This is a genomic window from uncultured Psychroserpens sp., from assembly GCF_947500255.1.
GTDB lineage: Bacteria > Bacteroidota > Bacteroidia > Flavobacteriales > Flavobacteriaceae > Psychroserpens.
Genome location: NZ_CANMRL010000001.1, coordinates 1,108,139 through 1,133,349 on the forward strand (window position 1 = coordinate 1,108,139; position 25,211 = coordinate 1,133,349).

The 25,211-nt window shown below is 33.6% G+C and carries 19 protein-coding genes and 1 tRNA gene; 10 read left to right on the top strand and 10 right to left on the bottom strand.

Going from position 1 to position 25,211, the window contains the following annotated elements:
* Nucleotides 1-199: 199 nt before the first annotated feature.
* Nucleotides 200-2,047: a sodium:proton antiporter gene (locus Q0783_RS04780; RefSeq protein ID WP_298893690.1), complete on the top strand. Its 1,848-nt coding sequence runs from the start codon at nt 200-202 to the stop codon at nt 2,045-2,047.
* 110 nt (nt 2,048-2,157) lie between these two features.
* On the opposite strand, the gene Q0783_RS04785 is transcribed toward Q0783_RS04780, so the two are convergent.
* The 4 genes from Q0783_RS04785 to lepA all read right to left on the bottom strand — a co-directional run bounded on the left by Q0783_RS04785 (nt 2,158) and on the right by lepA (nt 7,194).
* A complete protein-coding gene (locus tag Q0783_RS04785; RefSeq protein WP_298893692.1) occupies nt 2,158-2,904 on the bottom strand; it encodes a hypothetical protein in 747 nt (248 codons plus the stop codon).
* A 20-nt stretch (nt 2,905-2,924) separates the two neighbouring features.
* Nucleotides 2,925-3,692 carry a hypothetical protein gene (locus tag Q0783_RS04790; RefSeq protein WP_298893694.1) on the bottom strand — a complete coding sequence of 256 codons (768 nt, stop codon included), beginning with the start codon at nt 3,690-3,692 and terminating at the stop codon, nt 2,925-2,927.
* A gap of 102 nt (nt 3,693-3,794) precedes the next feature.
* Nucleotides 3,795-5,300, bottom strand: coding sequence for a LytTR family transcriptional regulator (locus tag Q0783_RS04795; protein ID WP_298893696.1), 1,506 nt, complete (start codon nt 5,298-5,300; stop codon nt 3,795-3,797).
* 97 nt (nt 5,301-5,397) lie between these two features.
* On the bottom strand, nt 5,398-7,194 hold the full coding sequence (gene lepA, locus Q0783_RS04800; RefSeq protein WP_230934649.1) for a translation elongation factor 4: 1,797 nt from the start codon (nt 7,192-7,194) through the stop codon (nt 5,398-5,400).
* Nucleotides 7,195-7,348: 154 nt separating this feature from the next.
* Between lepA and Q0783_RS04805 the strand changes: the two genes are divergently transcribed.
* Nucleotides 7,349-9,763 (top strand): outer membrane beta-barrel family protein, encoded by a 2,415-nt coding sequence (locus Q0783_RS04805; protein WP_298893698.1) that lies wholly within the window; start codon nt 7,349-7,351, stop codon nt 9,761-9,763.
* A gap of 7 nt (nt 9,764-9,770) precedes the next feature.
* Here the strand turns inward: Q0783_RS04805 and Q0783_RS04810 are convergent, their stop codons facing one another.
* Nucleotides 9,771-10,886 (bottom strand): hypothetical protein, encoded by a 1,116-nt coding sequence (locus tag Q0783_RS04810; protein WP_298893700.1) that lies wholly within the window; start codon nt 10,884-10,886, stop codon nt 9,771-9,773.
* Between the two features lie 45 nt (nt 10,887-10,931).
* On the opposite strand from Q0783_RS04810, the gene Q0783_RS04815 reads away from it, so the two are divergent.
* On the top strand, nt 10,932-12,176 hold the full coding sequence (locus tag Q0783_RS04815; protein WP_298894164.1) for a M28 family peptidase: 1,245 nt from the start codon (nt 10,932-10,934) through the stop codon (nt 12,174-12,176).
* Entirely contained in the window at nt 12,177-12,587 is a 411-nt protein-coding gene (locus tag Q0783_RS04820; RefSeq protein WP_298893702.1) for a DUF4345 domain-containing protein, read from the top strand. It abuts the gene before it with no gap.
* 45 nt (nt 12,588-12,632) lie between these two features.
* On the opposite strand, the gene Q0783_RS04825 is transcribed toward Q0783_RS04820, so the two are convergent.
* Entirely contained in the window at nt 12,633-14,159 is a 1,527-nt protein-coding gene (locus tag Q0783_RS04825) for a serine hydrolase domain-containing protein (RefSeq protein ID WP_298893704.1), read from the bottom strand.
* A 125-nt stretch (nt 14,160-14,284) separates the two neighbouring features.
* On the opposite strand from Q0783_RS04825, the gene dusB reads away from it, so the two are divergent.
* Entirely contained in the window at nt 14,285-15,277 is a 993-nt protein-coding gene (gene dusB / locus Q0783_RS04830; RefSeq protein ID WP_298755634.1) for a tRNA dihydrouridine synthase DusB, read from the top strand.
* Between the two features lie 4 nt (nt 15,278-15,281).
* Here dusB and Q0783_RS04835 read toward each other — a convergent pair whose 3' ends face one another.
* On the bottom strand, nt 15,282-16,484 hold the full coding sequence (locus tag Q0783_RS04835) for an FtsX-like permease family protein (protein ID WP_298893706.1): 1,203 nt from the start codon (nt 16,482-16,484) through the stop codon (nt 15,282-15,284).
* Between the two features lie 39 nt (nt 16,485-16,523).
* The gene (rbfA, locus tag Q0783_RS04840) at nt 16,524-16,919 is read right to left on the bottom strand and encodes a 30S ribosome-binding factor RbfA (RefSeq protein ID WP_230934656.1); all 396 of its coding nucleotides are present in this window, start codon (nt 16,917-16,919) and stop codon (nt 16,524-16,526) included.
* Nucleotides 16,920-17,042: 123 nt separating this feature from the next.
* Between rbfA and mce the strand changes: the two genes are divergently transcribed.
* A complete protein-coding gene (gene mce / locus Q0783_RS04845) occupies nt 17,043-17,444 on the top strand; it encodes a methylmalonyl-CoA epimerase (RefSeq protein WP_298893708.1) in 402 nt (133 codons plus the stop codon).
* Between the two features lie 60 nt (nt 17,445-17,504).
* Nucleotides 17,505-17,578 (top strand) — tRNA-Ile (locus tag Q0783_RS04850).
* A 291-nt stretch (nt 17,579-17,869) separates the two neighbouring features.
* Here the strand turns inward: Q0783_RS04850 and Q0783_RS04855 are convergent.
* Nucleotides 17,870-18,622, bottom strand: coding sequence for a LytTR family DNA-binding domain-containing protein (locus tag Q0783_RS04855; protein WP_298893710.1), 753 nt, complete (start codon nt 18,620-18,622; stop codon nt 17,870-17,872).
* The gene (locus Q0783_RS04860; RefSeq protein WP_298893712.1) at nt 18,619-20,679 is read right to left on the bottom strand and encodes a histidine kinase; all 2,061 of its coding nucleotides are present in this window, start codon (nt 20,677-20,679) and stop codon (nt 18,619-18,621) included. The genes Q0783_RS04855 and Q0783_RS04860 overlap by 4 nt, the downstream gene beginning before the upstream one ends.
* A gap of 349 nt (nt 20,680-21,028) precedes the next feature.
* On the opposite strand from Q0783_RS04860, the gene Q0783_RS04865 reads away from it, so the two are divergent.
* From Q0783_RS04865 to Q0783_RS04875, 3 genes are read left to right on the top strand one after another with little or no spacing between them, the layout of a single operon-like run.
* A complete protein-coding gene (locus tag Q0783_RS04865) occupies nt 21,029-23,083 on the top strand; it encodes a tail fiber domain-containing protein (protein ID WP_298893713.1) in 2,055 nt (684 codons plus the stop codon).
* A 60-nt stretch (nt 23,084-23,143) separates the two neighbouring features.
* Nucleotides 23,144-24,112, top strand: coding sequence for a hemagglutinin protein (locus tag Q0783_RS04870; RefSeq protein WP_298893715.1), 969 nt, complete (start codon nt 23,144-23,146; stop codon nt 24,110-24,112).
* A gap of 24 nt (nt 24,113-24,136) precedes the next feature.
* Complete coding sequence (locus tag Q0783_RS04875) at nt 24,137-24,937, top strand: T9SS type A sorting domain-containing protein (protein WP_298893717.1); 801 nt, start codon at nt 24,137-24,139, stop codon at nt 24,935-24,937.
* Nucleotides 24,938-25,211 lie beyond the last annotated feature (274 nt).

Here is a 25,211-nt window from a genome sequence, read left to right on the forward strand (position 1 = left end):
TAAGATAAACAACACGATAGGTTTTAGCAGATTATTATGAAATCACAGATTTAAGGCGTTTTACAAAATCTAAAAGCGCTTTAATCTCTTTGGTACTTGTTAAACGTTGCTTACTGAAACATTGAGCACTTCAGTCTCGTTTTATTGTTTTTTAAGTTGTTAAAATTGATTTACCTTTAGCTTTCAAAAATAGTCATATATGTTAGAGTTAGCAGGAATAATTATCTTAGGAATATTAGCACAATGGGTGGCTTGGAAACTAAAAATCCCAGCAATTTTACCGTTGATTTTAATCGGACTCCTCGTTGGACCAATTGCAGCAGAATTCTTATCTGAAGATGGAGAGAAATGGATAGAACCCGTTTGGAATGGTGAAAAGGGACTTTTCCCTGGAGAAAGCTTATACTACTTTGTGTCTCTAGCCATTAGTATTATTCTTTTTGAAGGTGGCTTAACCCTTAAGCGCTCAGAAGTTAAAAATGTTGGACCTGTTATTACAAAACTTATTACGCTAGGATCGGCCGTTACCTTTTTTGGAGCTGGAATTATTGCACATTTCATATTTAATTTAAGTTGGGACTTGTCTTTTCTGTTTTCTGGATTAATTATTGTAACAGGGCCTACTGTAATTACACCTATTTTGAGAAACATTCCGCTTAAAAAAGATGTTTCCGCAGTTCTTAAATGGGAAGGTATTTTGATCGATCCTATTGGTGCTTTGGTTGCCGTATTGGTCTTTGAATTTATTAGTGTAGAAGGGGATAGTGGGTTTACAAAAACAGCGTTATTAGAGTTTGGTAAAATTATTCTCTTTGGAACTACCTTTGGATTCACTTTTGCTCACGCATTGGCTTTTGCAATTAACAAGAAACTAATTCCACACTATTTATTGAATGTTGTATCGTTGTCAACCGTTTTATTAGTGTTTGTGGAGTCTGAAATTTTCGCTCACGAATCGGGTCTTTTAGCCGTTGTTGTTATGGGAATGGTATTAGGTAACGGAAAACTTGAAAACCTTAAAGAGCTCTTATACTTTAAAGAATCACTTAGCGTACTTCTTATTTCTATTCTGTTTATTCTATTAGCAGCTAATATCAATATTGAAGACATGATGTTGCTTTACACATGGAAAACAGCCGTAATTTTTCTATTGGTTGTTTTTGTTGTCAGACCTTTAGCCGTGTTTATAAGTACGGCAGGCTCCAAATTAAGTTTGAATGAAAAGTTGTTTGTGAGTTGGGTTGGACCACGCGGTATTGTTGCTGCAGGTATAGCATCACTTTTTGGAAGTAAGCTTATTAAACAAGGTGTTGAAGGCGCCGAATATATTACGCCTTTAGTTTTTATGATTGTTTTGGGAACTGTTTTATTAAATGCCACCACAGCACGATTATTTGCAAAATTAGTGGGTGTATTCCTTACAAAATCTAATGGGATTTTAATTGTTGGAGCATCAAAAGTATCACGACTACTTGGACATTATCTAGAGTCCAATGGCAGACATGTGGTGCTCATAGATAGCAACCGAAGTAATATCGATAAAGCTAAAGAATTAGGTCTAGAAGCATTGAGCACTAATATCTATTCTGAAACATTAACAGATAATATTGAGTTAAATGACATTGGATACTTGATGGCAATGACTGGAAACCCAGATATTAATAAATACGCCATCAATAAGTTTAGCAAACAATTTGGCGAGAACGGCTCATTTAGATTGGTCACTGTTAACGAAATGAATAACCCAGAAGATAACCCTAAAGAAGGTTTGTTTTCACATACTGATGATTATAATCGATTGGCAGAAGTGACTCGTAAATTTCCATCTATTCAAGAGATTGAAGTAAATGATAAGGAGCACTATAAGAACCTTATTGAAATCACCAATAATGACAATGATATCATTCCGTTATTTTTAAAAGACAATCAAGATGAGTTTCATATTATCTCATCTTATAATACCGAAATTGAAAAGGTTGGAGAAAACTGCAAGTTGGTTTATTTAGGAAAACCTTTAGATATTGAAGAGGCTGTTTCTGAAGATTAAGAGTTATGGTAAACCCTCACTTTAACAGATTAAAGCAAGGGTTCTCCACAAATTATGATTATCTATAATTAACCATAAATTTTAAAAAAACACGTTGAACTACTAACGGTTTAATCTTGTCTATCCCATAAGTTTTGGCTATCACCTAAATGATATCTAAAGGTGAACATCGCTGGGTTGTTTTTATTAATCATTGCTGAGATATTGTCTCGTGTGACCTCATTACCATTAGATTCGAATGTTCTGCTTACGAATGATATTACAGGAACTTCAACGCCAATAGAAGCCTTATCACACAATCTGAAATTTGCACCAAAGTAAAGACTAGCACCATAACCAGTAACATCTTCATCAAACCCAGAAAAATCTAAACTTCCTGTGTCGTAATAAGCTCCAGCACCATATGTAAGTTGTACTTCATTAAAGGCTGTTATGCGATCAAAGTAGGTGTATTTAGCCCCTACTCTTAATAGGCTTTCATCAAAATTATCGGCACTTGAGTTATGGTAATTTACATAGGCACCAACGTAACCAGCACCATTTGGGTTCCGTTTATCTCTTGAAATTCTGTGTAAATATTCTGCGCCAACACAAAATGACGTTTCGCTATTACCATCATTGTCGTTCCAGCCAAAACCAGCACTTCCGCCAATGGTACTATTTGCCCAGCCAACACCTTCATCAAGTGAGTCAACGACATCATCATAGCCATAATCAATACCAGCAGACCATTTAAGAGGTGAATTACCTTCTTCCTCATCTAAGGTTGCTAAATTGTAAAGCCCTTGAGCTTGAATTGTCGTAATTGCTCCTAAGCACAATAGAAGCAAGGTTAGTTTAAAATTGTTTGTTTTCATAATATGTGGTTTTAAATTGATTATTTGCGATTTCGGCCTCCAAAGGTGTACACCAATGATAATGCGAGGATATTATTCTTGTTGATTAACCCAATGGTAGAATCACTTTTAGTTTCATTACCTTCAGACTTTATAGTTTGTTCTTCATAGGTTAATAAATTGGTTTGCACCATTAGAGACCATTGTGTAGTTAATAGAATGTGCAAGCCTAGAATTACTCCAGCAGTTAAGACAGTGAGGTCGTTTTTAAAGCCATCATTAAACTTGTTCTTTCCGAAGGCATATTTTGCAAAAACACCATACTGCAAACGTACTTGCTGGTATTGTTTTGCTAATATCGACACCATCAGGAGTTTTAATGAAAGGTCTAGTAAGTTTGTATTGAGGAAATCTCCATTTATACTACTATAACCTAACCCAAAAGCGCCATAAAAGGCAGCGTTTTGAAAGAGTGCTAACCTGAGATAGTATTCTGCATGCATACACCACAAAGTGTCTGCATCGGTAAATCCAAAACCTACACCAAATGCAATCATATTAAGTACAAATGCCACGGCATTTTCTTGCGCTTCATATTGTGTAATGCTTTTTGGTGTTAGGGAAGTATCATATTGTATACCGTCGTCAAGGGTAATTTCATAAGTTCTTAAATCGATGGTTGTTTCCGAGGGAATAGAGAACTCATTAATTTGAAGGTCGTTCTCGAAGTAATTTTGTGCATTCAGCTGTGTTGTTGTGCTTGATATGAATAACAACAACACTATTGATAATAAGTGCTTGATTTTCATAAGATGTGAATTGTTGGTTTAGACTAAAGTTATAAGATAGAGCGCTTCAATGCTCTAAAATGTGATAACTAACACAAAAAACAACATATTCAACCTAAGGCATTATGCAAGATTGGCCTTATAAGTTCTGGAAAGAGGTATTTCTATATTTGGTTTTAAAAATAAAGCCTTGCTATTTAAAGCGTCAATAAAATTTTTGTTGATGACATATGAACGATGTACGCGAACAAAGTTTGGAGGTAAAGTATTGAGTATGTCTTTCAATTTATTTCGGTCTATTATAGTTTTGTCATCTGTAACGAACTCCAGATAATTACCATCAGATTTTATATACTTTAACTTATCTAGATATATTTTGGACTTGTTGTTTAAAATGACCGCAATTTCTTCTACTTTTTTGGCTATTTGTTCTTTTTCTTCCTCAACGGTTTTGAGGCGTTTTATTGAGTTAATTAATTTTTGCCCTAAAAAGACGGCTGCTATTGTTGCTAATAACGCAAATAAGGTCCATTTCCAAAGATTCTTTTCTTTTATGGAAATAAGTAATTCTTTGTCTTGATTTTCTTGTTTAAGTAGTAGTATTTCTTTGGCTTGTTTTTCGGTTTCAAACTTCGAAGTGATCTCAGCGATGCGTTCTCGTTCTTCCAATAAATTAAGAGAATCCTTAACTTTATTTATATCTGTAGAAACGCGTAAAGCATTTTTATAATCGCCAGCGAGTTCATATGCTCTATATAACAAGTCGTTAATTTTTAATTTGAATTGCCGTTTCTGGGAATTCTTAAGTGCTTTATTAAGATATACGATTGCCAGATTATAGTTTTTTAAATTGAAATAAGCCTCTCCAATATACGCATAGCTTTTGTCTTTGTTGGCCATATAATTTATACGATCCTTTATTTTTACAGACTCAAGATTATATTTGATAATATTATTGTAATCTTCTAAATCAATATAGCTTTGTGCCATGTTGTAATAAATAATTGCTGCCAATCTAGAGTTACTTTTGTCACTAATTCCTGAAAGCAATTTTTTTGACATGGTTAACTTTTCATTTTCGTCATGAGTAGTAGGCAATATATCCTCTTCATTTTTTGAATGCTTACCTGCTCCAGAAGCAAGAGATTTATTGTAAAAATAATCCGCTAGATCGTCTCTATTAAGTTTACTATAAATAACACCAATTTGTAAATACGCTTTTCGAAGACCTTTTTTGATATCACCTTTTTCGTAGTGAATTATTGAGTTAAAGTAATTTTCGAGTGCTAGATCGTAATTTTCCTTTAGGTATTTTATAGATCCATAATTATAATAGGTATCCCCTTTTAGTACTTCGGAAAGTGAATCTAAATGATTGAAGTTATATTCGAAGAGGCGTTCTGCCTCATCATATTTTTTTTGCACAAGAAGGTACGTGTTCTTGTAAACAATAGATCGCGCAATTAAGTTGACATCATTAAGTATAACACTTTTCGTATAAGCTTGTTCGGCGTAATGAAGCGCACTATCTTGGTTTGTTTTATGAAATTCTTGAGATTTATGTAGTAGTGTATCTATTTCAGATTTTGATACTGTTTGAGCAAAACCTAAAAAAGAAATAAATAGCAAAGTACATTGTATGAAGTTTCCCCAATTCCTCATACCTAAAAATACAAAAACGGAAGTAAAGTACTTCCGTTGATGTTATAAATTTTTATTTAAATGATTAATCGTTGAGTTTTAAAACAGCCATAAACGCCTGCTGAGGTATTTCAACATTACCCACTTGACGCATTCGTTTTTTTCCTTTTTTCTGTTTTTCTAGAAGTTTACGTTTACGTGAGATATCACCACCATAACATTTAGCAGTTACATCCTTACGTAAAGCTTTAATTGTTTCTCTTGCAATGATTTTTGCTCCAATGGCAGCTTGAATAGGAATATCAAACTGTTGTCTTGGGATAAGCTCTTTTAATTTTTCGGTGATTTTCTTTCCAATATTGTAAGCGTTATCAGCGTGTATTAATGCCGATAAAGCATCAACAGTTTGCGCATTTAATAGAATATCTACACGAACTAATTTAGACGCTCGCATTCCAATTGGAGAATAATCAAAAGACGCATAACCCTTAGAAACGGTTTTCAAACGATCGTAAAAATCAAATACAATTTCAGCTAAAGGCATGTCAAAATTTAATTCTACACGTTCTGTTGTTAAATAAGTTTGATTGGTAATAATACCGCGTTTTTCAATACAAAGTGACATGACATTACCTACAAAATCTGCTTTTGTAATAATGGTAGCTTTAATGTACGGTTCTTCAACACGATTTAAGGTTGAAGGTTCTGGTAGGTCAGAAGGATTATTTACTATAACAATCTCATCGGGATGTTTATTGGTGTAAGCATGGTAAGACACATTAGGAACCGTTGTAATAACGGTCATATCAAATTCACGCTCTAAACGTTCTTGGATAATTTCCATATGAAGCATTCCTAAGAAACCACAACGAAAACCAAAGCCTAAAGCAGCAGAGCTTTCAGGCGTAAATACTAGTGAAGCATCATTGAGTTGAAGTTTTTCCATTGATGCACGAAGCTCTTCATAATCTTCGGTATCAACAGGATAAATCCCAGCAAAGACCATTGGTTTTACATCCTCAAACCCACCAATAGCATTAGTTGTTGGGTTTTTCGCATCTGTAATGGTATCACCAACTTTAACCTCTTTTGCCTCTTTAATTCCTGTAATAACATAACCTACATCTCCAGCTTTAATTTCTTGTCTTGGAAATTGCTTTAACTTTAATGTTCCTACTTCATCGGCACCATATGTTTTTCCAGTTGCTATAAATTTAATTTGTTGGTTTTTCTTTATAGAACCATTTATAACTCTAAAGTAGGTTTCAACACCTCTAAACGGATTATAAACAGAATCAAAAATCAACGCTTGAAGCGGTTCATCGACATTGCCTTCTGGAGCAGGAATACGCTCAATGATAGCTTTTAATATATTATCAACACCAAAACCTGTTTTTCCACTAGCGTGAATAACCTCTTCTGGCTCGCAACCTAAAAGGTCTACAATGTCGTCTGTAACTTCTTCTGGATTTGCACTTGGTAAATCCACTTTATTTAGAACAGGTATGATTTCTAAATCATTTTCTAGAGCTAAGTATAAATTAGAAATGGTTTGTGCTTGTATACTTTGAGCCGCATCAACAATAAGCAAAGCACCCTCACAAGCTGCGATAGATCGAGATACTTCATATGAAAAGTCAACATGTCCTGGAGTATCTATAAGATTAAGGACATACTCTTGATCTTCAAATGTGTATTCCATTTGAATGGCATGTGATTTTATTGTAATACCACGCTCTCGCTCCAAATCCATATTATCTAAAAGCTGATCCTGTTTTTCTCGAGCAGTCACAGTTCCTGTATAATCGAGTAAACGATCAGCAAGCGTGCTTTTTCCGTGGTCAATATGCGCAATAATGCAAAAATTTCTAATGTGCTTCATAACATCCTAATTCATCTCAATAAAGATTTGCAAATATAATTGATTTATTATGCATAAAACGGTATAAATGTTTACAAAAACCTTAATAAGTGTGGAAAATCCGTAAAAAGGATTAAAAAACAAATGTTATCTTGCAGGCAAAACCCTGACTAATTTGAAATCCCTACTCAATATTCTAATACTTTGCGTATGCTCTTTTTTGAGCTATGGGCAAAATCTATCCATATCAGGAATAGTTGTAGACGATAAGAATGTACCTATAGAATTTGCTAACGTTATTTTGTTTAACGAAGAAGAAAGCGAAATTTTAAAAGGGTCTTCAACAGACAACAAAGGTAGCTTTAGTTTAGCTAACCTAGAACCTAATACATACATCATCAAAATAAGTTTTATTGGTTTTAATAATTACCAACAAAAGATTGTTCTCAACGGAAATTTAGACTTAAGATCAATTAAGCTTACCGAGAGTGTAGAGAGTTTAGATCAAATAAATATCACAGTAAAAAAACCAACACTAATGCGTGAAGCGGATCGCCTAATTTTTAATGTCGAAAACACAGCTTTAATTGAAGGGAATATGTTGGATGTATTAAAAAGCACGCCTAGTGTTTTAGTTCTTGGTGATGAAATAACCGTTAAAAACACAAGTCCGACTGTATATATAAACAACAGAAAAGTGCATTTGTCCTCAGAAGACTTGAACCAGCTCCTAGAAGGGTCATCTGCAAATGCAATAAAATCTGTAGAGGTGATTACAAACCCTTCAGCACGATATGATGCAGAAAGCGGCGTTGTTTTAAATATCGTTATGAGTAAAAACCTCATTACAGGCTATAGAGGAACTGTCTCTACAAAATATACACAAGGTGTTTTTCCGAGATATAATGCGGGAACTAGTCATTTCTTTAAAAATGAAAACCTCAGCTTTAACGTTAATTACGATTATACTAAAAGTAAAATAAATAGAGATGGTGATGATGTTATAAATTATTTGGATAATACAAACACCTTGGATCAGAATTGGCGCTCTGTCACTAATCGAAATACATGGTCTGAAACACATAGCTTAAATGCTAATTTTGACTATTTTATCGATGATAATAATACATTGAGCTTATCAACTAATACATTGTTTGTGCCATATTTTAAATATGTAATTACCAATAACACAACAATTAGGGATAACAACAATGCTTTTTTATCTAGATTTACAGCTGATAATTTATCTAGAGATGATAAATATAATTTAGGTTTTGATTTAGATTTTAACCACAATTTCACAAAAGGACAATTAACATTTAATTCCCACTTTACTTCATATAATTATGAAAGAAGTCAGAGTGTGTTGAGCAACTTTTTTGACGTTAATGATGATTTTCAAAATGCATCAGCATTTAATACTAACGCAAACCAGGACACTCAAATTTTTGCAGCAAAATTAGATTATAGTTTACCGCTAAGTGAGAATTCAAATTTTGAAACTGGAATTAAAATGTCTAATATTAAAACCGAGAGTGATATTATACAATTTGATGTTGATATTAACACAGGAACAGAAACTGTTGATACAGAAAACACAGATGCTTTTGATTATGACGAGCGTATATATGCTGGATATGTCAACTATTCATCTAGTACCGAAAAGTATAACCTCAATATTGGACTAAGAGCTGAACAAACGGATGTTGATGGGCAATCGCCTTTAACCAACGTATCTAATATGCAAAACTACTTAGAATTGTTTCCTAATTTAAGTTTTCAATATAACATTTCTGATGGGTACAGCGCCTATGTAAATTACAAACGAAGTATTTTAAGACCTAGTTATACCGATTTAAATCCGTTTCGTTTTTTCTTTAATGACAACTATGTGATCACGGGAAACCCTAATCTCGTACCAACCTTTTTAGATCATTATGTAATTGGTGCGACTTTATTTGACCTGGTTACTATTGAGGCCTATTATGACAATTATGATGGTGCTATTTCTGAAATTCCTAGACAAGACAATACAAACAATATTATTGAGTATACTTCGGTTAACTTCGATAAAACGATTGAATATGGCTTCGATTTTTTAATCGATTTTAATATCACCGAACATTGGAACACCTATTTCGTTACGTCATTCTATAATATTGAAGAAGAAACCAATTTTGGTAATGGACTTGTTAATCAGAGTCAGTGGTCTAATTATTCAAATATTACCAATACTATATCCTTTCTAGAAGACCGAAGTCTTAATGTATTTTTAGATGTGATATGGATTGGCAAGAATCTTCAAGCATTTCAGATTGTTGAAGACCGATTATTTAGTCAGATTGCCATCTCAAAAACACTATTCAAAAAGCAAGGGACGATTACACTCAGCGCTGGAGATTTATTTAATATGCAAGATGAAAAATCGCGCGTGAGATATCAAAACCAATTTAATTTTAGCCGATCTGATATCGATAATCGCTATGTGACTTTAGGTTTTCGATACAAATTTGGAAACACAAAGTTAGAAACCAATCAGAGAAAAATAGATCGCGAAGAACGTGATCGATTAAATAAAGAAGGAAATTAACGAATAATTAGTCCTGCCACTCTGCTATAAATAGATTGGTGTCTCGTCCACCACCATTGTTACGATTAGACGAAAATGCTAAATACTTACCATTATTAGAAAACACAGGAAAAGCATCAAAAGTTTCACCATGTGTCACACGCTCAAGGTTTCTTCCATCAATATCGATCAAGTATAAGTTGAATGGAAACCCTCGCTCTGCTTCAAAATTAGAAGAGAATAAAATTTTCTCTCCTGAAGGATGAAAAAACGGACTCCAATTGGCATTTCCTAAATCGGTTAATTGGCGAAGATCACTACCATCAGCATTACAGATATATAACTCCATTTCGGTAGGTTCTACTAAACCTTCGGCTAGTAAATCTTTATAAGCTTTAATTTCTTCTTCTGTTTTTGGACGCGAAGAGCGGAAAATTAATTTTGTTCCGTCAGGAGAAAAGAAAGCACCACCATCATAACCCAACTCATTAGTAATTTGCTTTACATCAGTACCATCAATGTTCATCGTGTACAATTCTAAATCACCGCTTCTAGTTGAAGTAAATACGATTTTATCACCCTTTGGAGATACTGTTGGCTCTGCATCATAACCTATTTCATTAGTTAGTTGTTTTACAATATTACCTTCTAAATCGGCAACAAAAATATCATAACTATCATAGATTGGCCAGATGTATTTTCCGTTTTTACGTAATGGAGTATCTGGACAAGCGTCATCACCTAAATGTGTTGAGGCGTAAATAATATGCTTGTTGTCTGGCAAAAAGTAAGAGCAAGTTGTACGCCCTTTCCCTGTACTTATCATTGGAGGTGCCACACTATCCATAAATGTCTCATTTACATTCATTAAGAACATTTGATCGCAACCTACATTCCAAGCTTTATTGTTAGATTGAAATACGATTTGTTTGTCATCAAAACTCCAATAAGCTTCAGCATTATCACCACCAAAAGTAACTTGTCTAATTGATTTGAAGTGTTTTTCCCCAGGATATATCAACGAGTCTTTTGAGGTATCTGAAACTTCAGTTTGCGTTTCTTTTTCTACTTCAGAAGTCGTTTTAGAATCGTTTTTACAATTAAAAAATAAAACTCCTAATATTAAAATGTATGCGTATTTCATATGACAATTATTAACTAAATTTGTGCAAAATTAAGATATATGCGTATCAATCACATAATTATTGTTCTTTTTTTGACGGTTTTTACTGCTTGTAAAAAAGATTCCAAAACAGAAATTAGACCTGTTTCTATTGAAGAAGATGTTGTTTTTTTAGCTTCAGATGAGCTTGAAGGGAGACAAACAGGGACCGATGGAGAAAAAGCAGCAGCAGAATATATTGCCAAACGTTTTGAAAATTTAGGACTAACAGCCAAAGGAACTAACGGCTATTTTCAAACCTTTTCATTCAAACCCCAAACAGATCCACATCAAGAAGTTAACTATACTGTAAAAGATGGAGACAGCACAATCACCGGAACTAACGTTATTGGTTTTTTAGACAATAAAGCTGAGAATACCATTATCATTGGAGCACATTATGATCATTTAGGATATGGAGCCGAAGGATCACTTTATAGAGGTGAAACACAGGAAATTCACAATGGAGCAGATGATAATGCAAGTGGTGTTGCAGTGATGTTGAACCTAGCGAAAAAGTTAGCATCAGAGAATAAAGGAAACAACTACTTATTTATGGCGTTTTCTGGAGAAGAGATGGGCTTATTAGGATCTAATTATTTCACCAAAAATGCAACTATTGATTTATCTAAAGCTAACTATATGATTAATATGGATATGGTTGGTCGATTAAAAGAAGATAATACTTTAGCAGTATATGGTGTTGGAACTTCTCCTATTTTAAAGCAGGTGGTCAAGGCCAATAACTCGAAATTCAAGATCATTCAAAATGAATCTGGCGTTGGCCCAAGTGATCACACCTCTTTTTATAATAGCAACATACCTGTAATGCATTTTTTTACTGGCCAACATGAGGATTACCATAAACCTGGTGACGATACTCAAAAGTTGAATTATGAGGGTATGGATTTAATTTCAAATTATCTTTTTGATATCATTTCAGATCTTGATGATAATGGAAAGTTACCGTTCAGAAAAACAAAAAATGAAAGTGATAACACGCCTAGATTTAAAGTAGGTCTAGGGGTTATTCCAGATTATTTATATGATGGAAAAGGCATGAGAATAGATGGTGTTAGTGAAGATAAAGCTGCTCAAAGAGCTGGACTTCAAAAAGGTGATATTGTCATCAAGCTAGGTGATAGCTTAGTAACAGATATGAATAGCTATATGCGCGCTTTGTCAAGTTTTGAAGAAGGAGATAAAACCAAAGTGGTTGTGAAGAGAGGTGATGAAGAGGTTGAAAAAGACATTGAATTTCAAAAGTTTTAAGTGCTAAAAACCAAAAACGATTTTATCCATAAAATTCACTTGATCATTTCGGTGGTTATTGTTGTTCCCGTTGCTATTCTATATGCTTTTTATCCTGAATCTCAATTCGAATTGTTTCCTAAAACCATAGATGAACACAATTTTTATAAGGCAGTAATGGGATTGTATTTAGGCTTTTCTATATTATGGTTCATAGGGATAGTAAAACCCAACTATCTTAAAACGGCACTCATTTCAAATATCGTTTTTATGCTAGGTTTGGGTTTAGGAAGGGTGTTAAGTATCATTTTAGATGGACAACCAAGCTTTGGTTATACTTTCGGGACAATCGCAGAATTGTGTCTTGGAATCTATGGGTTTTGGGTTTTAAATAGATATAAAACCCTAAATGAAGGTTCAACAAATTCATAAACGCTTCAAATAGGCATTACAATGACTAAATTAACTCTTTCGTCATTATTCTTTATAAAAATCATAGGTCGTTCTTTCTACGCTTGGATGTAATTTTAAAGTAAATTTCACGACGTTATTATTTTCAATGACAAAAGGAAAAACGGACTCGCCATATAACGGATTATTAAAAACCGCATAGAACTCATTATTTTTTAAGTGCATTAATTTAACCTTTAAGTCTTTGTGATGTTCAAAATCGATTCGCAATTCATCTTCTCCTACTTTTTTAATGCTTAACATACCGTAAACTTCGTTTTTATAAGAACCTTCAAAACGATCGAGAGAAACCGATGGTTTATTATTTTCGGCCACTTCTTTTAAACGTAAATCTTTTTCTGTTTTTTCTCTCTCTTTTCCCCTTTCATAAAAACTTCTATATAATTGACTATAGTTGTTTCTAGGTAAATCTAAGTAGGCATCTAGGATATCCCATTTTAGTGCTTCAAAAAAATAATTTTGATCAGTGTTTGTCAAAATTACAATTCCGATATTTTTTTCAGGAACGGTAGTCACAGAGGTTACATAACCATGGATTCCTCCAGTATGCATGATTAATTTATGACCTTCATAGTCTTGTAAATCCCAACCTAATCCATATAATGAAAAATGGCTTTTATTAAATGGGTGCCAACTATTTCCTTGAATACTTCTTGGATATATAGTTTGATCGATAGCTCTTTTTGGTATGACTTGCGCTCCATTATATGTGCCATTATTTAATAAGGCAATTACCCACTTACTCATATCGGTAATGGATGAAGAAATACTGCCAGCTGGAGCAGTTGCATCGATGTCGCCATATGGAATAATTTTCAACTTTCCATCTACAATTGTATGCGCTAATGTTGTATTGGTAGCAGACTTAATTTCTTCGGAAAGAGCAAGAGAGTTATTCATTTCAAGAGGAATAAATATTTTTGTTCTCAATTGCTCAGCCCATGTTTTGTTTGATGAAGCTTTTATAATTTCACCAGCAATTGTATACCCTGTATTAAAGTATCCCCAAGTCTCTCTATAGTCATAAGTAGGCTCTATTAAAGCGAATTTTTTTATAATGTCTTCAGAAGATAATTCATTGTCGAAATTTAAAAAGTCACCTTGAAAGGTTTCAAAACCTACGCGATGAGAGAGAATGTCTAAAACATTAACCTTTTCAGTTAGCCATGGGTCCTTTAATTTAAAGTATGGCAACCATTTTTTAACAGGGTCTTTTAAAGAAAATAGTTTTTCTTCTGCCAATGTGGCCATTAAAATTGAGGTAAATGCCTTAGAATTACTTCCAATCATAAACAAAGAGTTTTCATCTAAAGGAGCATTCGACTCTATATCTTTAACACCATTTACTATAGTTTTAACAATTTTTCCATCTTTAATAATAGCAACGGCAACTGCAGGAATTTGCCATAGCTTTTGTTCTGTTTTAATATAAGATTCTAAGCTATCTTTAATAAATTGAGGTTGATTATCTTGAGAGTAAAGGCTGTAGCCTAGTAGAACAAACAGCGTAGTGATTTTTTGTAACCTATTCATCATTATGTCTTTTTATGAATGTATTTTTTTTAAAACCGAAAGATTAATGTTTAAAAATACAACAATTATTAAGTGAATAGTAGGTTTGTTCAAAAAGCATTAATTTTGCGCAAAATAAAACAAGTTTGGTAAAAATAGGTGATATAGAACTTCCAGATTTTCCATTGCTTTTAGCGCCAATGGAAGATGTAAGCGACCCTCCTTTTCGCGCTTTGTGTAAGGAACAAGGAGCCGATGTCGTTTATACTGAATTTATCTCTAGTGAAGGCTTAATTCGCGATGCTGCTAAAAGTGTCATGAAACTTGATATCTATGAAAAGGAACGTCCAGTTGGTATTCAAATTTTTGGAGCTAATATGGACAGTATGCTTCAGACTATTGATATTGTAGAAAAGTCAAATCCAGATATTATTGACATCAATTTTGGGTGTCCAGTTAAAAAGGTCGTAAGTAAAGGCGCAGGAGCAGGAATCTTAAAAGATATTTGCATGATGGAAAGCTTAACTGCCGAAATGGTTAAGCGCACCAATCTACCTGTAACTGTAAAAACACGCTTAGGCTGGGATCATGATTCTATAAAGATTGTTGAGGTAGCAGAACGGCTTCAGGATGTTGGTTGTAAAGCAATTTCTATCCATGGAAGAACACGTGCGCAAATGTACAAAGGTGAAGCCGATTGGAAACCTATTGCACAAGTAAAGAACAACCCGAGAATGCACATTCCTGTATTTGGAAATGGCGACGTCGATTCTCCAGAAAAAGCGGCGCTTATGCGAGATAGTTTTGGTTTAGACGGTTGTATGATTGGTCGTGCAACTATAGGAAACCCTTGGTTTTTTAAGCAGGTAAAGCACTTTTTTGAAACTGGAGAACATTTACCTCCTATATCAATGGCTGAACGTGTTGAAGCAGCGAGACGACACTTGCAAATGTCTATTGATTGGAAAGGTGAAAAACTTGGTGTTTTTGAAACTAGACGCCATTATACCAATTACTTTAAAGGCATTCCAAACTTTAAAGAACACCGAATGAAAATGGTGACTAGCGATGATTCAAAAGATGTATTTGCAGCTTTTGATGAGGTGTTAGACAAATTTGCTAACCACCAATTTGTTTAGAAAACTATCCCTTTACTAAGTTTTTTGTAATACGTTGTGAAGCTAGTTTTGAGGCTAAAAGTCCTAAAACAACAATTGTTAGAATCACTATCACAAAGTTGACAACCTTTAACTCCACAGGATAAGGAAGTGATGGTGTTAACATAATGAGTGCAAATTGCTTTTGTAAAAAGACAATAATAAATCCTAAAGCGAGTCCAATAGTTCCGGCTAGAATAGTCATTAAACTGCCTTGTAAAAAGAAAATACGCCTAATATCTTTTGTAGTTGTACCAAGGTTAAATAGAGTGCTTATTGATTCCTTTTTATCTAAGATCATCATAATCAATGCACCAATCACATTAAATAATGCAATAATGATTACCAAAGTAAAAATGAGATATACAGCCACATTTTCGGTGTTGAGCATCTTATAAAGTGCATCATTAAGTTGTGCTCTATCTTTAACTTCTATAGCATTTCCCAATGCTGTTTGTAAGGCACTGGCAACTTCTGCTTGGTCTACACCTGTGGTAAGTTTAAATTCCAGCGAAGACACCTGGTTATCATCATAGTTGAGTAAATATCTGGCCGTTTCAATATTAGAAAAAATGTATTCATTATTCAGTTCTTCATTGATATCTAATATCCCAACATTATAGGCTTTAACAGTTGTAAATGCACCTTTAACTGAAGTGATTTGTCCTTTTCCAGGTTTCGGCACATATATTTTTTGATGTCGTGTCAAGTCTAAGGTACCATAAGATAGTTTTCGCGACACACCGCCTCCAGATACAATTTGATCGGTACCGCGTTCGAGCCAATTTCCGTAGTAGATTCTAGAATCTATAGCTGTAATTTTAGTGAAATTCTCATCAACACCTTTTAAGGTTACGATTTGATGTTTGTTATCAAACTCTAAGATCACCCGTTCTTCAATAATTTTTGAGTAGCCTTGAATACCATCTATAGATTGTATAGCAAGGACATCCTTTTCTGAAAGCGTAAATGATTTCCTTTTAGAAGGAACTACTTTTAGATCTGGATCCACAAACGATGAAAACTCTAAGCTGAAGGTTTTTAATCCAGCAAAACCAGAAAGCACAATAAACAAAGCAGCAGAGGCAATGACAGTTCCTGAAGCTGCAATAATGGTCATGATATTTATAGAATTATTGCTGCTTTTAGAAAACAGATACCGCTTTGCTATGTATAATGAGACGTTCATGCTCTTAGTTGTGAAAGGAAGATCAATGTTAAGATAGAACTATTTTTTCTTACGTTTTTCTAACTGATCCTGATCCTTGATAGGATCATCTTCTCTTTTAAGAGAACGTTCTATGCCTTCAATGTACTCTAAAGAGTCGTCGATAAAGAATTCTAGATTTGGCATACGACGCAATTGGTTTTTGGTACGTTGTGCCAATTCGTGACGTATTAAGGGTGTGTTTGAGCGTATCCCTTTAAGTAATTCGTCGGCCTCTTTATTAGGAAAAATGCTGAGGTATACTTTAGCGATTGATAAATCGGTTGTGACGCTCACTTTACTTACCGAAATAATCACACCTCGCAAACCACCATCGGTAGCTGCTTTTTGTAATACTTCGGCTAAATCTTGTTGGAGTATGCCTCCTATTTTTTTCTGTCTTTGTGTTTCTTCCATAGTTACTATAATAAGTAATCATCTGCAAAAGTAGATGATATTTAAGGATTATCTTATTTTTGATAGCAAAATTCATACCTTATCATAAGATTTCCGTTTAAACGGAAACCAAAATACGTTTACATGAAGAAAATTGAACATATTGGTATTGCTGTAAAAGACCTTGAAGCGTCTAATACGTTGTTTGCTAAACTCTTTGGAAAAAAGCATTATAAAATTGAGGCTGTAGAGAGTGAAGGCGTTATGACCTCTTTTTTTAAGGCAGGACCAAATAAAATTGAGTTGTTGCAAGCAACCAATGCAGACAGCCCAATAGCAAAATTCATTAAAAAAAAAGGTGAAGGCATTCATCATATTGCCTTTGCGGTAAAAGATATAGAAAAAGAAATCGAACGTTTAAAAGGCGAAGGATTTAAAATGATACATGAGAAACCCAAGAAAGGAGCCGATAATAAATTGATTGCCTTTTTGCATCCAAAAGCTACAAATGGCGTTCTCATTGAATTATGTCAGGATATTGACTAATAATATTGGCATAAATTTCTTGCAGTCTTTGAAAATATGTAGTAATATTGCAGCCTTATTGGTCCCATAGCTCAGTTGGTTAGAGCACCTGACTCATAATCAGGTGGTCCTTGGTTCGAGCCCAAGTGGGACCACTAATCACGAGCCAAGCTTCTGCTTGGCTCTTATTATTTGCGATCTTTTCAAGTGGTTAGCATTTTTAATTCATTGTAGTTTTTTCTAAATCTTCAAAAAAAGGCACACATTTTTAGTTTCCAGCTAAAACCTTAGGTATTAGCTATTCTAAATTAATTCCTGTACTAATAAAAGCCATTCAAGAGCAACAAGAAATTATTAACGTAATGAAATAAAAACAACAAATACCGATAAGACCTTACAATCACTATTAAAACTATTAAAAATAACCAATCTAATTAGTGTTTTAATTATAACGAATCTAAAAAATCATTCTTTTTTCTAACCGAAACAGGAACATTTGCACCATTAGACATTATTAGTGTGCCACCACGACCTTTAATATATTTTTTTACAAAATTAAGGTTAATTACATACGAGTTATGGACACGAACAAATTGGGTGGCTTCTAGCTTTTCTTCCATAAATTTTAGCTTTCTAGTAACCAACAACTTTTGTTTATCCTTTAGATAGATTTCTGTGTAGTTGCCATCACTATGACAATAGATAATATCTTCGGTTTTTATAAAATCTAATCCTTCCATTGTGGGTAGTCCAATAGATCCTATATTTTTATTCTTTTTATGTAAACGTTCAAATAAATCGGCAATATAATTTTGGGTAGAATCACTTTGTAGTTGTTCTCCAATTTTATGAACAGCTTGTTTAAGTTCATTAGAGTCTATAGGCTTTAAAAGATAATCGACTGCTGAGGTTTTAAAAGCTTGAAGCGCATATTCGTCATAGGCAGTAGTAAAGATAATTTGAGACTTTTTATATGTAATCGAATTTAACAATGTAAAACCATCCATTCTAGGCATAGCTATATCTAAGAATAATATGTCAGGTTTTAGATTATTGATTAGCTGTATAGCTTTTTCAGGACTTTTGGTCTTACCAATTACCGAAACGTTAGTACAGTTTTTATCTAACATGCGCTCCATAGAATTAAGAGCCATTGGCTCATCGTCTACTAAAATTGCTGTCAATTTAATATTACTCATGGATTATTCTGTTTAGGTAATATTACTTTAACCATAGTACCTGAAGCACTGCCATTTTCAATCAAATCTAAAACTTCTACACGTGCTTCTTTACCATGAATGCTCTTTAAGAGTTCAAGTCGACGTTCAGTTAGTCCCATACCTTGCGATTTGTGCTTGACCTTTTGAGCATTTTGCTTCGCACTTGCCGCTCTCCCAACACCATTATCTTCAATTTCGCAAACTAAAATATCTTTTTTTTCGTAAAACCGAAGCTTCATTTTTCGATTATCATCTTTCGCCATTAGGCCATGCCAAATGGCATTTTCTACAAAGGGTTGTAGCATCATTGGAGGGATATATAATTCATCTAAATTAATTGAACGGTCAACATTAAAGGTATAATCAATTGAGTTATAAAAACGTAAACTTTCGAGTTCTAGATATAATTTCAACAAATCTATTTCTTCCTTTAACGTCACAAATTTTCGCTTTGAGTAATTGAGAGTAGATCGCATTAGTCGTGAAAATTTAACTAAATAATTTGAAGCGTCATCACTACTATCGTTCTGTATAAACTCGTTAATAGAGTTTAGTGAGTTAAACATAAAATGAGGGTTCATTTGTGACCGAATTGAATTTAGTTCTGCTTCAATAGCTATGCGCTCTTTGTGTGAAATCTGTTCTTGATATTGACTAATACGTAATTTTTCTTTTTGATTTCTCTGATAAAGGAAAAAGCCGGTTAATAGAGCAATACTTAAAAACGAATAAATCAGAATATTTTTAGTGATTGTTGTTTTAGAAACTTTCTTATTTAAGGCTTGATTTTCTTGTATATAAGTATCTATATCCAATTCGATTTTGGCTAACGCAGCTTGCTTTTTCGCCATATTCCTATTTTCGAGCTCAAGAGAGGCATCAGATTTGTTTCTATAAAATAATGCAGAATCCAAAACTTTATTGGCTTCATAAGCCTTTGAAAGCCATAGCTCAATATTACCTTTATACAAACTTCTTAAATTATTTGTCTTGGCGTATACAGATGATAGTAAGCTTATGGCTTCGACAGATCGTTTTTCTTTAAGATAGAGTTGTGCAAGCTCAATAGCTGTAAGAGATTCTATGGTTTTATTATGATATTCATTCGCAAACTTATAGCTTGATAGAAGCATAGTTTTGGCTTCAGCTATTTCGTTAGACTGTAGTAAAATTTTTGCCTTATAGAATTTGTTTTTACTAAGGTTATAATAATTATTTGAAGCACTATCTATTTTGAAACAAAGGTTATTATAATATTTAGCCGAATCAAGTTGATGTAATCTGGTATAGGCATCAGTTGCAACCGAATAAAGAATAGGAACTCCTGAATAATTTGGAAACTTCTTCAATATTGGTCTAATTTGACCCCAAACCTTAATAGCATTTTCATTATTTCTAGTAGTATTCAAGTCCATCATTATAGTTTGCAATGAGAGTATAATACGTATTGTATCTTTGATTTCTTTTGCCAATTCATAGCGTTCTTTATTATGATATAGGGATTGCTCATAATTAGCTAGCATATTGTTATAGAATGATAGATTAGAATGAAACGGAATAATTTGTTTAATAACTCTACTTTTCTCGGCATATTCTAACCCTTTATTAAGATCTTCTAGTCCTTTTTCATAACTAAAATTGTTTAAGGAGAAGTTGTGGCTTCTATTCCATCTTATTGAAGCAAGAAGTGTAAAGTCTACTGGACGCTTATTTAAAACATCTGCTTCTAAATTAACAAATAGTTCTTTGGCTAGTTCATGTTTTTTTTTAACGCGCCAATATTCTGCTATCACCAAACGTGCTATAAAGCTATTATGGCTTTTGGGCATCAATGTATCAATTGAGTTCTGTGTTAAGTTTTTTACTTTATTAGTTAATTCAAGCGTGTAATTATATTTTTCTTCATTTGTTTTTAGTGTATCATAGGTCTCAAAATAAGCAACTAAACCTTTGGTGGTTTGTTCTTGCCCTTTCGATACAGACGTAAATAAAACCAAAGCGAATGTTAGTAATTTTGTTATACGGATGATCTGCACACTTTTATTTTTAAGAATTAAAACATAATGATAAGCATTATGCAATCAAGTTCATAAATGCAATGTATAGATGTGTCTTTTCCAATGTAAATGTGAATAATGGACATACTTCATGTAAAAGCTATTTATCCCATAAGCTAAACAAAACCACTATACACCTATACACTCAAAGTTACTCATAATATCCCAAATGAGCACACCTTTACAGTTTGCCTTGAATATACTATTGATTTAAAATACATTTACCTAAGAATTGAATTTTATAATATTGATTATCAGTGATTTATAAAAATTGATAATCTCTTAATTGCATATTGAAGTTAGTTTAATGTAAATAATTTTTAGCATCATGAAAGCATTATTTTTTTTACTTTTTATATTCTTAAATCTATACGCATATGGACAAAACGGAATAAACTATAAGGCATTAATTAAAGATGATTTAGGTAATGTTGTTGCCAATCAAGACACCACTGTTCAGTTTAATATTTTTCAAGGGATCGGAATGTCACTTGTTTATTCTGAAAGGCATAACCTAATAACAGATAACAATGGAATAGTAATTGTAAATATTGGGGAAGGTTCTGTGCAATTTGGAACGTATTCTGGAATAAATTGGTCAAGTGATGACCATTTTTTAAATGTACAAATAGATATTGATGGTAATGGATTGGTAGATTTGGGGACTACAGAATTTAAAACTGTACCATATGCTATTCAAGCAGAGAAGGCATTAAATGTTACAGGCATAGAAGTTATAGATGAAGGTAGTGGTGCAGGGTGGAGAATCATAGGACGAGATGCTGATAATTATGGTAATGTAGGTCAAAATGCAGTAGACCTGAGTTATAGTGATACACCATCATCTGAGATTGGTGCTACAGGATTTGCATCAACTACTTTTGGATATATTACTAGAGCTACTAATTATGTAGCATTTGCTACTGGAGATAATTCATGGGCAACAGGTCAAGGAGCCACAGCAATGGGTGGCGCTACTCGAGCTTCTGGTGATTGGTCGACTTCAATTGGGATAAATACAGAAGCTTTTGGGTTGGCTACTTTTGCATCAGGATCGGGCTCTCAAGCTATCGCAGATTATTCCATGGCAATAGGAGAAAATACATTGACTTTTGGATTTAATTCATTTGCAGGTGGTGAGCAATCTCAAACTATTGGAAATTATTCTTTCGCTTTTGGAAAACAGACAACATCTAGTGGTGAAAACTCAGTTGCATTTGGTAACCTGACAGTCGCGGATGGAGAAAATTCGGCGGCATTTGGTAATGATACAACTGCTACTGGAGAAAATTCGTTTACAAGTGGCTTCTCTTCTGAAGCATTAGGCATATATTCAGTTGCAATGGGATGGGACAATATTAGCTCTGGTATTGCTTCAACTGCATTTGGCACCTTGAGTGAAGCATCTGGAAATAATTCTTTTGCTTCTGGTTTAAGAGCTACTGCGTCAGGAACATATTCTGCAGCATTAGGATTTAACGTGCTGTCTGAGTCATCTTATGCTGTGGCAATAGGAAGGTTTAATGTTGGATCTGGAAACCCAACAAATTGGATTAGTACAGATCCTCTCTTTGAAATTGGAAATGGCACAGGTAATGGAGTTTTAAGAAATAATGCGTTGACCGTCTTAAAAAATGGTAATGTGGGTATAGGTACGGCATCACCTAATAATAGATTACAAATTACTAATGGTACCGATGTTTCTGCATCTAATGATTTAGGTTTTTTAGTACTTGGTAGTGGTAATAGCATAAATATTGCTATAGACAATAATGAGATTATGGCTCGTAATAATGCTGCTGCTGCTACATTATATCTTCAAAATGAAGGCGGTCCTAATGCTTCATTAAGTGATAATACGGGTTATATGGTTTTGGGTAATGAAAATTTTTCGAATTTAGTTTTTGATGGCAACGAAATTCAAGCAAGAACTAATGGCTCTGCTTCCACCTTACTATTGCAACAGCATGGCGGTAATGTTGCAGTTAATGGATTGATTGTCCATACTTCAGATAGACGTTTAAAGAAAGATATATCAATTATACATTACGGACTAAAAGATATTCTCAAATTAAATCCAGTAGCTTATAACTGGAAAAATCAACATAATCAAAAGCATAAATCGTTAGGACTAATAGCTCAAGAATTGCAGGAAGTCATTGCGGAAGTAGTTTCTATAGAAGAGGTCAATAAAAAAATGCTTCATGTTAATTATACTGCCTTAATACCTGTACTAATAAAAGCCATACAAGAACAACAAAAAATTATTGAAACTCAAGGTCTAATAATTACTGAAGAAAAAGATATTAATGAAGAGCAAAATAAAATGTTTCAAGCACTATTAAAACGAGTTGAAGACCTTGAAAACGGTAGCTCAGATTAGAATGTTACAAAATTATAAAATTTAAAAATTAATGTTTACCTATTATTAATACTAATACATATGAAAACAAAACCAATCACATTAGTTTTATTGATAATTAACTCATTTTTGTTTGCTCAAACCATAGAGAAATTCAGTATCAATAGTGGAGGAGCTTCTGTCTCTGGTGCAGGCATAGAAATTTTATACACCATTGGCGAAATCAATGTGCAAGAACGCGGCGTTGAAACAGTATCAATATCTGAAGGATTTATAAATGCAGAATTTAGAATATTAATCGACACCAAAGTGTTCTTACAAGGGCCTTTAGTAAGTCCAGACACACCAACCTTAATGAATGACGATTTACGTTCTGGCGGCTACATACCAACCACAAGCCCTTATAGTGATAATGCGACCTGTAATGCTTTGGTTTTTTCTGTAACAGGGAATAATGCTATTGTAGATTGGATTTGGTTAGAACTAAGATCAGCAAATGATAATACCGAAATTGTAAATGCACGCTCTGCACTAGTACAACGAGATGGCGATGTCGTGGATGTCGATGGTGTTTCTAATGTTATAATGCGCGCTGCGCCAACAAATTATTACGTAGTTGTTAATCATCGTAATCATTTAGGAGCGATGTCTGCCTCGGCTATAGGTCTGTCAGACAGTTCTGTAACTACTGTTAACTTTACTAATAACGGGTTTTCGACCTACGGAACAGAAGCACAAGTACAATTAGCGTCTAATGATATGGCATTATGGGCGGGAAATACTAATGGGCTTAATCAGATTAGATTCTCAGGAGCAGATAATAGTACTAATGTGATTAAAGATTTCATCTTAGCAGATCCAGCCAATGGCTTTAACTCTGTTACATTCACATCGACAGGTTACTTGCTTATAGATTGTAACCTAAACGGTCAGGGTAAGTTCTCTGGTTCAGGCAATGATAGTAATATTATAAAAGACAATGTACTTGTTCATCCAGGAAATGGATTTAACTCACCAACCTTTACCATCACTCAAACTATACCAGAATAATTAATCTTAACACACGAAACAATTATGAAAAAATACTACATTACACTAATTACACTGTTACTGACAGGTTTTATCTTTTCGCAAAGCTATAACTTGGGTATTGTACATGTGTCTAATTACGATTTTAAAGTTGTCGCAATTCCAGATTTCACTTCCTCTGGTAATACAGATATTTCCGATGTTGGTTTTACATTAGTCTTACCAGCAGGATCTGTGGATGTGACTAATGCCACAGTAGCCCTCGCAGGGAGAACCGTTAACGTACAAGAGTTTGATGCAGCTTTTTTAACTGGACTAAACCTTGGAAACGGAACTAAAGATGTATTTCAATTTAATATGCCTCCAGGACAAACTTTATTGGCACATAGCTCTGGAGATCAGATCGATTTGTTTAATTTTCAGATTACCAACATGCCAACTACAGATGAGATGTATTTCTTATTAAATAGTGATCCAATTGCTATGGGAGCTGGTGGCGTGCTAGAAAGTTTTTATAATTCTAATATAGACAACACCTCTACCCAAGATTATTTCTCGATACCAGAACCAGATCTCGATAGCTTTATGTTTGACACATTAAGTGTTGGCAATATTGAAGTTACTGCATTAAGCATAAAAATATATCCTAATCCTACTTCAAACCAAATTACAGTAGATACTACATACGAAATAGAAAGTGTCAAATTATACAATATACTTGGTGAGTTGGTATTAACAACGTCAAATCAAAAAAGTATCACTGTAAGACATCTTAATTCAGGAGTCTATCTTTTAAAAATAAGCCTAGACAATAAAGATGTAATAAAAAGAATAATTATAGAGTAGGGTTTTTGAATTAGATTAATGCTCAAACCTTTATGCATCCTTAATATTCTATACTACTTTATTAACAAAGAATAGAATGATTAAAAACTCCATATTACTTCACATTACTCTCTATAAATGTAAAGAATGGTATTCTAAGTGCGACCACACTTAAAACCCTTCATTACAAGGGTTTTTTGTTTTGTATCCTATCACTTTAAGACACTTTTATTTATGAAGGGGTTTTAATAAATCGTAAATACAGACCTATTAGAGTAACTTCTACTAAAATTAT

What these genes read in the sequence shown, in the direction of transcription:
- Q0783_RS04780 (WP_298893690.1), top strand. Translation starts at nt 200, where the DNA reads ATGTTAGAGTTAGCAGGAATAATTATCTTAGGAATATTAGCACAATGG.
- Q0783_RS04785 (WP_298893692.1), bottom strand. Translation starts at nt 2,904, where the DNA reads ATGAAAACAAACAATTTTAAACTAACCTTGCTTCTATTGTGCTTAGGA.
- Q0783_RS04790 (WP_298893694.1), bottom strand. Translation starts at nt 3,692, where the DNA reads ATGAAAATCAAGCACTTATTATCAATAGTGTTGTTGTTATTCATATCA.
- lepA (WP_230934649.1), bottom strand. Translation starts at nt 7,194, where the DNA reads ATGAAGCACATTAGAAATTTTTGCATTATTGCGCATATTGACCACGGA.
- Q0783_RS04810 (WP_298893700.1), bottom strand. Translation starts at nt 10,886, where the DNA reads ATGAAATACGCATACATTTTAATATTAGGAGTTTTATTTTTTAATTGT.
- Q0783_RS04825 (WP_298893704.1), bottom strand. Translation starts at nt 14,159, where the DNA reads ATGAATAGGTTACAAAAAATCACTACGCTGTTTGTTCTACTAGGCTAC.
- Q0783_RS04835 (WP_298893706.1), bottom strand. Translation starts at nt 16,484, where the DNA reads ATGAACGTCTCATTATACATAGCAAAGCGGTATCTGTTTTCTAAAAGC.
- rbfA (WP_230934656.1), bottom strand. Translation starts at nt 16,919, where the DNA reads ATGGAAGAAACACAAAGACAGAAAAAAATAGGAGGCATACTCCAACAA.
- mce (WP_298893708.1), top strand. Translation starts at nt 17,043, where the DNA reads ATGAAGAAAATTGAACATATTGGTATTGCTGTAAAAGACCTTGAAGCG.
- Q0783_RS04855 (WP_298893710.1), bottom strand. Translation starts at nt 18,622, where the DNA reads ATGAGTAATATTAAATTGACAGCAATTTTAGTAGACGATGAGCCAATG.
- Q0783_RS04865 (WP_298893713.1), top strand. Translation starts at nt 21,029, where the DNA reads ATGAAAGCATTATTTTTTTTACTTTTTATATTCTTAAATCTATACGCA.
- Q0783_RS04870 (WP_298893715.1), top strand. Translation starts at nt 23,144, where the DNA reads ATGAAAACAAAACCAATCACATTAGTTTTATTGATAATTAACTCATTT.
- Q0783_RS04875 (WP_298893717.1), top strand. Translation starts at nt 24,137, where the DNA reads ATGAAAAAATACTACATTACACTAATTACACTGTTACTGACAGGTTTT.